11 protein-coding genes and 1 pseudogene are annotated in these 15,568 nt (G+C 45.4%); 11 read left to right on the plus strand and 1 reads right to left on the minus strand.

Annotation, left to right across the window (positions count from 1 at the left end; all coding sequences use genetic code 11):
• Window positions 1-12 precede the first annotated feature (12 nt).
• Complete coding sequence (locus AC1DWN_RS08415) at window positions 13-318, plus strand: L-rhamnose mutarotase (RefSeq protein ID WP_477558461.1); 306 nt, start codon at window positions 13-15, stop codon at window positions 316-318.
• Window positions 319-330: 12 nt separating this feature from the next.
• Here AC1DWN_RS08415 and AC1DWN_RS08420 read toward each other — a convergent pair whose 3' ends face one another.
• Window positions 331-1,143 (minus strand): AraC family transcriptional regulator, encoded by an 813-nt coding sequence (locus AC1DWN_RS08420; protein WP_477558451.1) that lies wholly within the window; start codon window positions 1,141-1,143, stop codon window positions 331-333.
• Between the two features lie 151 nt (window positions 1,144-1,294).
• On the opposite strand from AC1DWN_RS08420, the gene AC1DWN_RS08425 reads away from it, so the two are divergent.
• From AC1DWN_RS08425 to AC1DWN_RS08470, 10 genes and pseudogenes are all read left to right on the plus strand, one after another.
• Window positions 1,295-2,044 (plus strand): phytanoyl-CoA dioxygenase family protein, encoded by a 750-nt coding sequence (locus AC1DWN_RS08425; protein ID WP_477558452.1) that lies wholly within the window; start codon window positions 1,295-1,297, stop codon window positions 2,042-2,044.
• A gap of 243 nt (window positions 2,045-2,287) precedes the next feature.
• Window positions 2,288-2,848, plus strand: a pseudogene (locus tag AC1DWN_RS08430) (MDR/zinc-dependent alcohol dehydrogenase-like family protein); the annotation flags it as partial.
• Between the two features lie 207 nt (window positions 2,849-3,055).
• Window positions 3,056-3,628, plus strand: a complete 573-nt coding sequence (locus AC1DWN_RS08435; protein WP_477558453.1) for a phytanoyl-CoA dioxygenase family protein — start codon at window positions 3,056-3,058, stop codon at window positions 3,626-3,628.
• A gap of 20 nt (window positions 3,629-3,648) precedes the next feature.
• Window positions 3,649-3,870 carry a hypothetical protein gene (locus tag AC1DWN_RS08440; protein ID WP_477558454.1) on the plus strand — a complete coding sequence of 74 codons (222 nt, stop codon included), beginning with the start codon at window positions 3,649-3,651 and terminating at the stop codon, window positions 3,868-3,870.
• A gap of 193 nt (window positions 3,871-4,063) precedes the next feature.
• The gene (locus tag AC1DWN_RS08445; protein WP_477558455.1) at window positions 4,064-5,632 is read left to right on the plus strand and encodes a response regulator transcription factor; all 1,569 of its coding nucleotides are present in this window, start codon (window positions 4,064-4,066) and stop codon (window positions 5,630-5,632) included.
• Window positions 5,633-5,720: 88 nt separating this feature from the next.
• Window positions 5,721-7,424: a sensor histidine kinase gene (locus AC1DWN_RS08450; RefSeq protein ID WP_477558456.1), complete on the plus strand. Its 1,704-nt coding sequence runs from the start codon at window positions 5,721-5,723 to the stop codon at window positions 7,422-7,424.
• A 227-nt stretch (window positions 7,425-7,651) separates the two neighbouring features.
• Complete coding sequence (locus tag AC1DWN_RS08455; RefSeq protein WP_477558457.1) at window positions 7,652-9,274, plus strand: type 2 periplasmic-binding domain-containing protein; 1,623 nt, start codon at window positions 7,652-7,654, stop codon at window positions 9,272-9,274.
• A gap of 119 nt (window positions 9,275-9,393) precedes the next feature.
• Window positions 9,394-11,322: an alpha-galactosidase gene (locus AC1DWN_RS08460; protein ID WP_477558458.1), complete on the plus strand. Its 1,929-nt coding sequence runs from the start codon at window positions 9,394-9,396 to the stop codon at window positions 11,320-11,322.
• The gene (locus tag AC1DWN_RS08465; protein WP_477558459.1) at window positions 11,319-13,607 is read left to right on the plus strand and encodes a hypothetical protein; all 2,289 of its coding nucleotides are present in this window, start codon (window positions 11,319-11,321) and stop codon (window positions 13,605-13,607) included. Before AC1DWN_RS08460 ends, AC1DWN_RS08465 begins: the two co-directional genes overlap by 4 nt.
• A gap of 665 nt (window positions 13,608-14,272) precedes the next feature.
• On the plus strand, window positions 14,273-15,568 hold a 1,296-nt coding region (locus AC1DWN_RS08470; RefSeq protein ID WP_477558460.1), incomplete at its 3' end, for a type 2 periplasmic-binding domain-containing protein.

Raw genomic sequence — 15,568 nt, forward strand, 5'->3', positions numbered from 1 at the left:
ATGAGCGTGAGAATGAACAGGGAAGTCCGAGTTGCTAGGCTGCACCGGGACCAGATCGATGAGTATCGTCATTTGCATGACCATATACCCGAGCAAAACGTCAAGCATATCACCGAAGCGGGATTTACCGATCTGCAAATTTTTCTCATCGATGATCTGCTGGTCATGTTAACGGAAGTCGATCTGTCTGGGGCAATTGCTGACCGCGTGATCGATGAGCAGGCGGAAAAGGAATGGCACGAGAAAACAGGGATTTGTTTCGAATCTGTGTGGCAATCAGCAGAAAAGATATTCGATTTGCGGCATTTGAATAAATAAGGATACTCCCTTTCACTTACGAAGACCGCTCCAGGACATTTGCCGAAGTTCTGTTGCGGTTCTTCCGTTTGACTGCTTCATCAGTCTCGCTAAGTGATGAGAGGTTTTGAATCCGCAGCGCTGGGAGATTTCTGATATGGTTAGCCCGGTGTTGGTTAACAGTTCTATGGCACGTTTGACACGATATTCCCATAGATAATGAATGGGAGTCGACTGGATGTTCTTCTTAAATAGCCGGAGGAGATGTTCGCCCGAAAGTCCAACCTGTTCGGCCAGCCTTTCAAGTGTAATTTCTTCGGAATAATGTTCATGAATCCAAGTGACAGCGGCATATACGGCAGGGTGCTTTTCCTTCTGGAGAAGCACTCTTTCTAATTCTTTAGGGTACATATGTAAGGCGGCAAGACCTAAGCTTCGAAGGGCAGGATCTTCAGAGGGGACGTGGCGTTGAAGGCTGAGCATAAGGTTAATTAGCCGATTCATTTCCTCTGTTAGGACAAGACACTCGGGTAAGCTATATAACGCTTCTCGCATTGCGTCGGATAAGTGGGTCGGATGGATGGCTATCCATCGGTGCCATGTTTCTTCGGTTTTGGAGAAGACGAAGTTTTCTTCATGACCGGGCTTTAGTAGGATCAGCTGGCCGGGTAATAATTGTACTTGTCTCCCATCGATAGTAAGGTTTAGTTCTCCCGTATAGAGCATGACAAGCTGGATGTCCGGCTGAATGCGTGGGCCGAACCGACCTTCCGGAGGGTAGACGATAGAACCGGCTCCAGCGTATAGGACGGATTCGAAATTGAAGTCTAATGGAATCTGTGACATGTGTATTCCCCCTTGTCCGGATTGTATACGATTGTCCGTTAAATATCAATTACAGATACAATAATGCAAATTGCAGCCATTGTTGAACGATCCTATTCCATGTATTCTTTAGTTACTTCACAAATCATTAATGACAGAGGAGAATTAAAGAATGAATGAGACTTCTGCAAAAAATCAACCTTTAACACCTCTAACAGAGGAACAACTTGAGTTTTTTAGAGAACAGGGGTATTTCCTATTTAAGAAAGGTATGACAGATGATCTTATAGATGCCTTTAACGGACATATTTACGATATTCGAAACCAAGAACCGATGCCAGACTGGGCAGAATGTGCGAAGGAAAAGAGATATTCCGTAAGGCTCTTTAATCCTCACAAGCATGACAGCTTCTCCCGCCAGCTAATGAAGCATGCGATCGTACGCGGTGCTCTGGCCCAATTGATGGGGAAAGAAGCTGTGTGCGTGCAGAGCATGTATTTCTATAAAGAACCAGGATCGCATGGTCAAGCTGCACATCAGGACTATTACTATATCAAGAATGATCCAATGACAATGATCGCCGCATGGACAGCTATGGAGGACTCGGTCGATGTGGAGAACGGTTGTCTATGGGTCATACCAGGCACTCACAAGCTTGGACTGTTACCGCACGGTGCGGTCAAAGACTTGCAAGAGCATGAATCCCATACGGAGGAAACGGAGGGCATAGATATTAGCCAGCAGATTCCGGTCCTTATGGAAAAGGGAGATATCCTCTTCTTCAGTGAGTTGCTCATTCATTCCTCCAACAAAAATCGGAGTAAGGACCGCTGGCGTCGTTCGTACGTCTGCCACTACATTCGCGAGGATTCCAACGTACTCCATCGGGAGGATCTTCGCCAGAAGTATCCGTTGTACTAATATTGGAAGTTAAAACAAGCTCAAGTGAGACAGTTACTTGCGCTTGTTTTGTACTGTTTTATTTTAAATTATAAGTATTTATACGTTACACACTTATAATAGGCTTATCATTCACCGCGAAACTTTGCTTTGCCACCAAGGACGGCGACAGCCGTTTACGCTTGAATTCTTTCATCCTGCGGTCATAGACAATTGAAACCGCAATCATTGGTTATCAAACAAAAAATAAACTGAAATGGATAGGGAAATGTTGATATGATCGTAGGTGATTTAAATGCAGATCGTCTTGCACAAGTGAAAAGCTTTGGCTGTGAGACGGTTAATTTGCGTGAGAATGGCGATTTAGCTGGACAAATTGATCAAATTTTGGGCTCGCCTGAAGTGGATTCAGCGATCGACTGCGTTGGTTTCGAAGCGCATGGACATGGGAATGGGCATGGCGAAGCTCCGGCAACTGTAGTGAATTCCATCATGGAAGTCACTCGTGCAGGCGGCAGTTTAGGAATTCCAGGACTTTATGTCACGGGTGATCCGGGCGCTGTGGATGAAGACTCGAAAATTGGAACATTGAAAATCCGTTTTGGTCTCGGTTGGGCCAAATCCCACACTTTTGTGACAGGCCAAACACCAGTTATGAAATACAACAGAGAATTGATGATGGCGATCATGAGCGGACGTGCGCAAATAGCTAAAGCCGTGAATACCACACTTATTTCATTGAATGATGCTCCAAAAGCATATCAGAAATTTGATCGTGGGGTTTCCCGGAAATTTGTTATTGATCCCCACGGAGTTGTTAAATAATAGTATGTATACCTAGGTTGACTAAGGATTTTGGCAGTCGAATATGTGGAAGAGGATAGTGGGTAAATGAAAACAGATTCATGATAGCCACCCTTGTATTCAGTCATTTTATACAACTAAAATGATCATTACACAAAAAAAGATTTTACAAAATCTCTTGAGATTAACAATATAATGTAAAATCGGTGAACAAGGAGAGAATTCTAAATGAGCATAATAAACAACCTTCCTAATTTGAACGAGGCGTATGATCTTGCCGAAGAGCAAATTCTGGACTACCAGCGCGATGGACATACAATGGTGAGAGCATTAGCGAAACATGATGAAGTTTCCATATATCGCGAGGTATTAAGTGAGATAGTAAAAGAACAAAACTACCAAACAAAACCGATGCATGAACGGGATACGTATGGCAAAGCCTTTATTCAGATCGAAAACCTATGGAGAATGAGTGAGTCCGCCCAAAAATTTGTTATGGCGCGACGTTTTGCAAAAGTAGCCGCTGATCTGATGGGAGTTCCATCGGTAAGAATTTATCATGATCAAGCCTTATTCAAAGAGCCCGGAGGCGGACATACACCATGGCATCAGGACCAAAACTTTTGGCCATTGGACACCGACAAAACAATAACGCTATGGATGCCGCTTGTTCCAGTTTCGGAGGAAGTTGGTTCTATGACCTTTGCTTCCGCTACCCATCGCAATGGCTATATCTCGAAACAGGGGATTTCGGTGAATCGCACCGCACCTTCAAGGAATACGTTGAGGGTAATGATATAGAGCAGGTAAACTATGGTGCAATGGCAGCCGGAGACGCTACTTTTCACGCTGGATGGACCCTCCATTGCGCACCAGGAAATCCAACGGAACGCATGCGAGAGGTGATGACCATTATCTATTTTGCGGATGGGCTGACTATTACTGAAACGGATAGAGGAGAAGGCGACTTAGCAAGCTGGTTTCCAGGAGTTAAACGGGGCGATGTTGCCGCAAGTCCCCTTAATCCTATTGTTTATCCTTAGGTCTCTGGAGAATCGTTCTTGCTTCTGTAAGAACGATTTTTTGCTGTTTGACCAACTGGTATCTAATAGTGTATAAGAAATGAGAGATAAGAGGCAAGATGAGAGCTGAAAGTCAAACTATGTTCAAGGAAACCTTTGATCCTGGGAGTGAGGCCGGAGGTAGAACAAATGCTTGTCATGGAGGGAAAGTGACATGTTCAACATGCTAATCGTAGACGATAACCGGTTAGAAAGGGAAGGAGCCAAATTCCTAATCGATCAGTTCGAATGGAAAATGAACATCGCCGAATCAGACAGCGGGGAGTCGGCAATAGCATACCTCGAAAGCCATCCTATTGACATTTTGCTAACAGATATCAAGATGAGGGCTATGGACGGGCTGCAGCTTGCTGAGAAAGTAAGGGAGAGTTATCCGGGCGTGAAGATCATTTTCATGAGTGCGTTCGGTGAATTCGAATATGCGCAAAAAGCGATCGACCTGGATGCCATCCAATACATATTGAAGCCGGTCGAGATCGGTGAGTTTATGCGTGTCGTTTCCAAGGTGATTCGATTATGTGAAGAGGATAGGCAGGTGCAGGAAAACCAGAATAAAATGCTTGAGGTATACGGAAAAGGGCTCCGGTTCGAGAAGGAAAAACTGTTGTATGACATCATATACGGAAAAAGTCTATATCAGGATGGAGAACAGGATAGTGATACCGTCTTCGATTTTAACGGCTGCCGGTATATGCGGATGGCTTTGCTTGATGCGAGCACCCGTTTGTTTGACCGTTCGGACTTTGACATCGGGCAAAGCATCGAGGCGGTAATCAACCGTAAAGTCGACATTCTTCACTTGAACGAGCGGCAAAGTCTTCTGTTCTATGAAGGCTGGGAGGAGGAAACGGAAGAGGAACTGCTTCTAGCGGGACGAGCATGGATCGAACGTTTAAAGGAAGAAAAAGGGGTCGACTTTTGCCTTGTGTTCAGCAAGCTGATCGAGCGTCTCCAGCACATTCAGAAGGAATACGCCGATATGGAAGCGATATTGGCCAACCAGTTTTTCATGGACGGGGGAGCGGTCTTCTATACTGGAAGCGTGCACGGCGGCGATACCGAAGGGGCCGAATACGCGGCTAACGTGCTGAACGAATCGATGAGTTATATGCAGAGTCAACGAATCGGGGAAAACGACCAGAAGAAGCTGTATGCGCTTATCGAATCCGTTCGAAGCCACGCGTACTATTCCGAAAGCTATGTGAAATATGTGTTTATGGAGATGCTCAAAATCGCGATCGGCCCTCCTGTGCTGCAGCATGTAAGCGATTTTACGATCGGCTTGGACAGAATCTACAATGCGACGACATTAAACGAGCTACAGAGTGCCATCATTCCAATCATGGTTGCATATAACGGAGGCAGCGGAAGCTCGTCGGATTCGCTGCGCAAGGTTATCGATGATGTCGTTCACATGATCGAGCAGGACTACGGCAGCGACATTTCGCTTGAAAGTCTTGCGCAATCCGTCTATTTAAGTCCTGCATACTTAAGCCGCTTGTTCAAAAAGCAAACGGGCAAAAGCATTATCAAACATATTACGTCCGTCAGACTGGAAAAGGCGGATCAGCTGCTCCTAGAATCGAACAAAAAAATAACAGATATTTGCCGCGAGGTCGGGTATCACAATTTTGCTTACTTTTCCTCCTTGTTTAAGAATCATTATGGCAGGACRCCATCCCAATACAGGGAGGAGCATGAGAGAGTTGTGTCAACATTGTAAGTCCGTGCTGGAAGGTGCTGTCAAATAGAAGCGTAGTATGTAAGGATTTATTGCAAGCGTATACAGAGAGTGAGGTTTTAAAAAGATTGTGAAGAGAAGGATGAGCTGGGTTTTCGATAGGCTGAAATTCAAGCAAAAGCTGTTGTTGTCATATTTGATCGTCATCATTATACCCATTCTGGTGCTTGGTATCTACTCCTATGTGCAGTCCATGCGACTGCTGAATGTTCAGGCGATGCAAGGGGTCGAGAAAAATATTGAAACGGCAGCCGACAGCATTGGCTACAGAATTGAACATTTTAATAATCTGGTCTATCTGGTCATCGGAAACCGGGCGATTCAAGGGATTCTCTCTCCCCAAAACGAAGGTCTAGCGAATCTATCGGAACTATCCACACAATTGAAAGATATTCTGGATCCGTATTTCAGTATGCTTCTGACTATGAATCAGGGGATTACTAGGCTGACCCTTTTTACGGAAAGGGACATTCCGGAATATGGAGATTATTTGCGGTCGTCCACCACCGTGCTTGAAGAAAGCTGGTATAAGGAAGCGGTAGCCAAATTCGGCGTCCAATGGCACGTCGATCGTTCGGGAAATGATTCCGGGACAGAGGTTGTCCTTGTGAGCAAATTTCCAGAAACGTTCGAGTCAGGCAGCCATCTTCTTTACATGCGATTGGAAACAGCCAAAATCGTCGAGGAAGCGGCCAAGCTGCTGCTGGATTACCCAATTATCATCAAAAGCCGGGATGGAAGCATCGTCTTTTCAAGCATAAGCGAGGACGTAAATTCGTCACATACGTCTAATGCTGATGTAGCGGGAGGCGTCTCCATGATAAACGGTAAGGAAATGATGGTTTTCGAGCAGGACATCGCCAAATCGATGTGGACGCTCTATTGCTTTGTGCCAGTTGGTCAGGTGTCGGGTAACGCTGCTCCGATCCTGTATGCCACCTTTATTGTGATCGGCATTTGTATTGTCATCCTTATAGTAATAATTTCTATTTTCGCGAATGGTATGRTCCGTCGCATCTATAGGCTTAACTCGTGGATGAAAAGAGTGGAAAAAGGCGAGCTCGAAATAGACGTCTATAGCACGTCCCATGATGAAATCGGCGAACTTACCAAACGGTTCGGCAATATGCTTCTCCGCATCAACGAGCTGCTCCACGAGGTTCGGCACAAGGAACTGATCGCTCTGCAGGCGCAGATGAATCCACATTTTCTGTACAATACGCTTTCTGCGATCAACTGGAAGGCGCTGCAAACGAAATCTTACGAAATCAGCCGCATCGTGACCGCGTTGTCAAAATTTTACCGAACGGCCCTAAACAAAGGAGATGACTTCATYTCAATCCGCCATGAAGTGGAGAATGTGAAATCGTATTTGGACATCATGCTGAATACGAACGACAACAGCTTCGACGTCATGTACGATATTGATGAAGCGGTCTTCCAATACGATACCGTCAAAATGCTATTGCAGCCGCTGGCGGAAAATGCGATCATACACGGACTTAACCTAAAAGAGAAAGGAGAGGGCAGGTTAACCGTTTCTGTAAGCATGGGAGAAGGGACGGTTGAATTTGCCATTATGGATAACGGGCCGGGGATGGAATTGGATGTATTGTACAAAGTCAGGAAGATGCAGACATCTGGCTACGGGCTCCGAAATGTCAACGAGCGGATCAGGCTGCATTTCGGTACTGGCTACGGATTATCTGTGCAAAGCGATCCAGGGCACGGAACGACGATGAGCATTTCAATTCCGGTTCATACGAGGCAGTAGGTGCAGTCTTTGCATGGCGGGCGATGAACCGGACAAGAAAATGATATGGAAATCAAATAACTGATAATGATGCCCATTTTGTCACGTGCTACAATTATTTCACTAAATGAATGCGTATTCATTCAGCAAAAACAGCTGCAAGCGACCGTCATCATACTTTCCATTCTTTCGATGCTCATCGTCTATCCGTTTCTACAAAAGTGATTATAAAAAAGGAGAGGACTGAATTGAAAAAGAAGAATATGGCGTTATTCTTGTTTCTCTGTTTCGTCTTGCTCACCGCGATATTGGCTGGATGTGCGAAGGAGACCGATACGGGAGGGAAAGACGGATCGAAGCAAACGAAAAACGCTTCTAAAACCGGTAAGCCTGCCGAAAAGACGAAGCTGCACTTTTGGTCGTTTTATCCTGAACAAACGAAAATCGATGGCTATTACATGAATGTACTCAAAAATAAATTCGACTTTGACGCCGATTTTTATACAGCCTCGCCAGACACTTCAAAGGAAAAGCTGAATTTGGCGATTGCATCCGGCGATATTCCAGATTGGTGGAAAGGTTTGAGTTTCCAGGAATATGACATGTTGATCAGTCAGGACGTAGTAGCGGAAATCAAGCTGGAAGATCTGGAACAGTACGCCCCGAAATATTTAGCTTTCATCACGAAAATATTGGGGGACGATCCATTAAAGTATTTACGCAGAGACGGGAAGATCTACGGTTTGCCAGGATTATGGGATTTAGGCCCTACTGGGAAAGTTGTCGGCTTCCGGGAAGATTGGCTGAAGAAAGTAGGAGTGACCAATACACCGGAAACTCTCGAAGAAATGGAAGCTGCGTTGACGAAATTCCGGAACGACGATCCGGACGGCAATGGTAAGAAGGATACGTACGGACTTACTGGAACAGCTTCGGACACAAACGGCCTATTCGATTATGTTTTCGGAGCGTTTGGCGTTTATCCGGGAGTATTCACCGAAGAGAATGGCAAGATCGTTCGTGGTGAAATATTACCAGGTGCGAAGGAAGCTTTGACAGTATTGAGCCGTTGGTATGAGAACGAACTGATAGATCCTGAGTTTATTGTAAATAAAAGAAGCAATGTTCAGGATAAAATGGTTCAGGAAAAGGCAGGGGCTGTCTCGGATTATTGGTTTGGTCTCGCTCCGGATGGCGTATTTTGTTGTAACGATATTTATGCAGCGCTGCATAAGAAAAATCCGAACGCCAGCTTTGCACTTATACCCGGTCCCAAGGGGCCAGATGGAAAGCTCGGCATGGTGCAGGGGAACGCGCTGTTCGGCGTCGACATCATGTTCGGCAAACAATTGGAAAAAGATCACGACAAAATGATCAAATATTTGCAGGTATTCGAGTTCACTTCGTTCGAGATCGATGCGAAAATCGCAATTACATACGGAGAGGAAGGGAAAACATTTAAGAAGACCGCTGATGGAGACTACGAATTTATCCCGCCGTTCGACGATCAGAAAGAAAGATGGAAATATGGCTTTGACGGTGCCTACTCAATGCCCGGCGGCTGGAACGACGACTTCAACGCAGAATTGGTCGCTTTCAATACGAAAGACAAATCGTTGATTCCCGTTCGTAACAATCTGATTAATATGGGCAAGGGCAAGTACGATATTCTCGGCCCAATCGATAAGYCGATATTTAATGATTACAGGGAAAGGTTGGATAAACTGGCTATGCAAACGTATCTCGACATCATAACGGGCAAAAAACCAGTCAGTTATTTCGATAACTTTGTGGCCGAATGGAACAAGATGGGCGGCGACAAGGTGATGGAAGAAGCGCAGCAGGCTTATGAGAAGCTAATGAATCAATAAGAATAACTGGAAAAAGATTACAAATTGGATAGTGAGCATTCATTCCTATATATGCTTTTATATTCGAAAATGAGAGGAGTTGAAAAGCCTAGTTTAAGTTTTTAAACTGGGTGATGACTATGGGAATAACAATCAAAGATAAAAAAATTGTGATACAGAATGCATTTATTAAGAGGGAAATGGATATTTCGGAAGGTTTAACGACAACCGTGTTTCACATACGGCCAAACGGTGAGAAGAGAGGGGATGCTTGGTATCCCGTCTTCGCATTTGAAGGCTCGCTTCCCTTTGAAGCAGCGGTAATCGTTAATGGGCGCAGCTATGAAGCGGGTCCCTGGACGCACTTGAAGGAATGGCATGAGAGGCAAGGTTCTTTTGCGGTTACGCAGGTCGAGCAGGACAGAGGAAGATTTGGTGATGTGTTGCGCTTGTATTGTCGGGGACGCGAGGCGGATGTTCCTGTGGAACTCGTAATCGAATTTGAAATTGCGGATGATCTGCCGTTGTTAACGAAAACAGTTAAAGTAAACAACATTTCTGGGTCACCAGTAACCGTGGACAACGTAACTGTCGACATGGTGAGACTTTTTGAAGGCAAGGTCGAGTTGTCTGTCTTTAGTGACTATTATTGGAATATTATGAAAGACGAAGATTTTTATATGGGGTTTACGCGTCTTGAGTTTCCTAAGCCGATTGGCATGATGCYGCAGCCGGGCCAAAGCTTTGAGACGTTCAAGTGCTATGAGGCCGTTACTTCCGGCAATCGGGACGAAGCGTCCATTATCCTGCACCGACTGTATAAGAAAATCGCTCCGTGGATTACAGAAACGCAGATCAGGCGGGTCGTTGATGGTTGCTCTACTTACGATGAACTACTGCAAATTGCGGATCAGTCCGTAGCTGACGGCATTGAGTCAGTAGAACTTTTTCTAGGTCAACTGTTCACGAATACGGGTGATTACATCCCACGTGCTGATCTATTTCCGAACGGTGAAGAAGATATAAGGCGGCTGATCGACTACTACCATGAGAAGGGTTTAACGGTTCTTCCTTACTCATCCACGACTATTGCTTGGCATGGGACTCAAGTTTGCGAAGACCATCCTGATTGGCAGTATTTAGGTCCGGATGGCATCCGCTACAGCCCAGGAGGGCTTGGAAATATGTGCTACCAGTCACCTTGGGGCGATTATATTGCGGAGAAGCTACTTCACTTACTCGATTATTGTGGCTTTGATGGACTGGCTCTCGATGGACCGTATCACGGTCTACCGTGTCTGGCTGATGACCACAAACATGATACTCCGGAAAGCGTCGAATTCATGAACTGGATGTGGGAGAAGAAATTTTTCAAGGAAGTCACAGAGCGTGGCAAATTGCTGACGGCTCCGCAAGAAATGCAAGGGATGTTTCTTGGTATACACCAGAGACCTGGCGGCTACCGAGAGGAAGATCAGTTCACGATGGGCGGTATGCGTCTGGTGACGCAAACGAGAGCGTTTATGTTCGACTCTCGTTATAAAGACCCGTCATGTGCGACATGGACGTCTTGCAATCTCGAAACCTATCATGGCCATAGCATAGAGCCTTCAGAGGAAAATACAGCTACGTACGACCATGCGCTGGGTGGTATGTTCGGTTACGGGCACAGCGGGGTATTGTACGGGAAAGCTTGTTATATCGGGGAAAATACGAAGAAAATTTTTGAGAAATGGATTCAGTTCTACAAACGCTATCGGAGCACTTTGGCGGGCGAAATAGTTCACTTGGCGCGGCCTACCGGATTTGAACCTGATGCGGTAATGYACGTGTCGACGGAGGCAAGTGTACCTGCCGTTCTGGTAGTGTTTAACCCGATGGAAAAGGCTAGTAGCATCACACTTGAGCTGCCGCTGAAATATGCGGGCTTTACCGGAGGAGATGTGGCAGTCGTTGAACAGCTAGGGCCTATTAGTCTGGATAGTCGCGGACACGGTATGGTTACGCTGCAGCTAAAGCCTAATGAAATCATGACATTGGAGATCAACCGAAATGGGGGTCCAGCATGAGCGGCGACTGGAACCGTAGACTTGGACAAAACGATTGTAAACTAGCATTCTCTGTGACGAAGTTTGACGGTGTTGTCCCGGTTCAATCAGTGAAGACCGATTGTAATGAGCTAGGCAGCCAGCAGCAGATTAGGCTGGAACAATCGCTGTGGCAAATAAGCTGTTCGTTCACAGAAGTGGAAGCGAATGACAACGCGATAGATGTTAGCGCTACGTTCAAGGTTGTTGGAGGCTTCGTTAACGAAGCAGGTATTTCGGTCAATATAGAAATGGAACAGTGGTCGAAGGAAAACTATGTCCTGATGCCATCAGCGGCATATAATGGGAACCGATTCAAGGTGAGCGAACAGGTTTACCCGCCGATGCTGACCAAGGAAGATGAAATCGGGTTACACATTCCGACGACCATTACAGATGTACCTAGGTTGAATAACGACGAGGGTGTGTCCAAGATTGAACTGAGAACAGGGGATTTATCGACCCCTGCCGTCGGTTGTTTCAAGCGCGAGCAGAAGAAAGGTTTCTTCGTGTTGACCACGCAGGGAACATCGCTCGGCGATTCAGGAATCACGATGGAAGAAAATGATGACAGGACGAAAGCGATCATATCGCTTTCGGCTCCATCTGTTAGAAGTATCAAGTACAGCATGTGCAGTACAAAAGAAAAATCGGATGACCGTGGAGCCGATTTTCGCGAGAATGATGAAGTAACTTTGACATTTAGATTGTATTTCTTTGATTGTCCCGACATTCCAGCACTATTCGATTATTTTACAACCATTCGTAAAGACTTGACCGGCAGCACAAGCCTGCGCCATGAGATACCTTTCTCCGAGGCGTGGAATATTATCGAAGAGAAATACAACCAGTATAATTGGCTGGAAGATTACGGTTTCTATCGGTCATCGACATCGCCGGATGAGACTTTCGGGGAATGGCAAACGGGCTGGGTAGGCGGTGGTATCAGCACGTATCCTCAGCTTATGATCGGATCAGAGCTTTCAAAAGAGAGAGCACGTAAGACACTGGACTTTATGTTTAGTACCATACAGGCTCCATCGGGCTTCTTTTACGGCATGTATTGCAAAGGAAAGCTGCGCGGGGACGCATTTAGGGCGCATGATGAAACGAGCATCGTCCTTCTTCGAAAAAATGCGGATGCCATCTATTTTCTCGTCAAACAGTTCATGCTTCTGGACAAGATGCAGGAAGAGATTCCGGCTAGCTGGAAAGAAGGACTGATAAAGGCATGTGATGCCTTTGTACGACTATGGATTTGCAATGGGCAGTTCGGGCAGTTCATCGATGTGGATAAGGAAGAAATCGTCATCGGAGGGAGTGCGAGCGCAGGCGTTGCCTCCGCCGGATTGGCATTGGCAGGGGTCTACTTCGACCGGGCCGATTATTTGACAGTCGCGGAGCAGTCTGCCGCCCATTACTACAACCTCTTCATCAGACAAGGCGTATCGACCGGAGCACCAGGGGAAATTTGCCAGTGTCCGGATAGTGAATCGGCTTTTGCCTTACTCGAATCCTACGTAGTTATGTATGAAGCGACGGGAGCAGCCAAGTGGCTGAGAATGGCGGAAGAAGCAGCAAAGCTATGTTCGACTTGGAGCGTCTCGTACGATTTTGAGTATCACGAAGGAGCCGAATTTCGTGATCTTGATTTACGCGCAACGGGAGCTGTTTGGGCCAGTGTGCAAAACAAACATGCGGCGCCGGGAATTTGCACGTTTTCCGGAGATTCGCTATTCAAGCTTTATCGCGCAACTGGAAATCCATTCTACTTGGAGCTAATACGTGAAATTGCACACAACTTGCCGCAGTATCTTTCACGGGAAGATCGTCCGCTCCGCATTACTTGGGGGGGAAGTAAGTCTGACAAATTTTCTCCTCCAGGCTGGATGGGAGAGCGGGTCAATACGAGCGATTGGGAAGGAAAAGAGAACATCGGAGAAGTGGCAGGCGGTTCGTGCTGGTGTGAGGTTTCAATGATGCTGACCTACATTGAAGTGCCAGGTGTGTATATTCAGACCGATACGGGTTTTGTTTGTGCAATCGACCATATTGAGGCGGAAGTCGTTGAGAATAATGCATCAGAACTCTCTGTCTCCTTATATAATCCGACGAAATTTGCCGCTCACGTTAAAGTGTTTGCGGAGCTTGCCGATGATAGATCGAAACCAATGGGAGAACTGGGGCTCCTTGACTGTCCAACCGTGGTGATTGAACCATACTCCAAACAGATGGTTACTTTCAATAAGAACCGGGCGACGTYGTAACCATTGAAATCGAAAAGTTGGGACCTTATCGCTGTCGTCGATGAGGTCAGGGGTTCGATCCCCCTAGGCTCTACTATTTTAATAACGCCAAGACCCTTGGGAAACCAAGGGTTTTTCTAATTTTATCATAGAGTATAACTTAAGGAATTTCACCGTTTTTTTCACCTTTGGGAAAGAATCGAGTTGAATGTATTTGCGACCAATTATCAGCAGAATGGAGAGCATAACTGTATATATTCATTGTGGTTCTGATATCTGCAGACCCAAGGCGGTTTGAAATCGTGCCAATGGGATGCTGCGGCGCATCCATTATATACGGTCAACAACCATGATGATCACAATCCCTCTTGCAATGGACGCGGTATCTATTTGAATGGTCAAAAAAACGTAATGAATATCAAATAACTGATAATGCTGCCCAATTACCCTCATGCTATACTTTTTATAAGAAATGTATGCGCATTCATACGATCAACATTGAAGGAAATAGAAACGATGAGTAAATCGACAGCGTTAGCCACATAGCCTGATTGGGACGGCCAATCGAAAACTAGGAACACCTGAAGTATTTTTTAAAGGGGTATCATGCTGGGTGCTATGTAGGGTTAACCATAACACGTTAACTTTGATATAGAATAATTAACAAAAAGGGAGAGGGTTTTAAAATGAATAAAAAGAAATATGGTTTATTCGCAATCATTTTCATCGTTTTGATGATTACGCTGATGAGCGGATGCGGCAAAGGTTCAGATTCGGAAGGATCGAAGGACAAGGATCAAGCCGGCCAGTCCACTGATCTAGAAAGTAACGAAGGAAAATCGGGTAATGAAACAGAGAAAATGAAACTAAAATTCTTTACATTTTATCCCGATCAAACCAAGGTAGACGGATATGTCATGAACTTACTTGAAAATAAATTTAATTTCGAGGCGGAATTTATTGCATCGCCTAACGAAGCTCACAAAGAAAAGTTGAATTTAATGCTTGCTTCCGGGGATATTCCTGATTTTTACGGAGCGAGTAACTTTGAAGAATATGATAAGTTGATCAAACAAGGGGTTGTTGCTGAAATTAATCCCGAAGACTTGAAAACCTACGCACCTCGTTTTTGGGATTTCTTGCATAAAGTAGCCGGAGACGATCCTTTTATGAATACGAGGAGAGACGGCAAGATTTATGGTATTCCAGGACTTTGGGATTTGGGGCCTCATAATCAAGCGCTTGCCATTCGTGAAGATTGGCTGAAAAATGTGGGGATCACAAAAACTCCGGAAACTCTCGAAGAATTGGAAGAGGCATTGACAAAGTTTACTAACGATGATCCGGATCAAAATGGAAAAAGCGACACCTATGGACTTACTAGTACGGGCGACAGTCTGTTCAGCTTTGTGTTCGGCGCTTATGGCGTATATCTAGGAGCATTCACCGAGGATAATGGACAGATCGTCCGCGGTGAAATTTTGCCAGGTGCCAAGGATGCGTTAACGGTTCTGAATCGCTGGTATAAAAACGGACTTATCGATCCCGAATTTATTGTAAACAAAGATAACAATGTTCAGGATAAAATGGTTAACGAAAAGGCGGGAGTCGTCGGTTCGTACTGGTACACTTTCACTGAAGATGGAGTCTTTTGCTGCAACGATATCTATGCCGCACTCCACAAGAAAAATCCGCAAGCCAGCTTCGTTTTGTCACCAGGTCCCAAAGGTCCTGACGGCAAGTATGGTATGACGCAAAGCAACCCGGTGTACGGTGCGGTAACTGTGTTTGGAAATCAGCTGGAGAAAGATCATGATAAATTTATTAAATATCTTCAGTTATTCGATTATACGTCTTTCGATCCGGAAGCTATAATCGCTTTTAAGTACGGTGAAGAAGGAAAAACGTTCAATAAGACAGCTGATGGCGGATTCGAATATATTGAGCCATTTGATGATCAAAAAGAACGGCAAAAATACGGC

It is taken from the genome of Paenibacillus sp. P4_A7 (assembly GCF_056402455.1).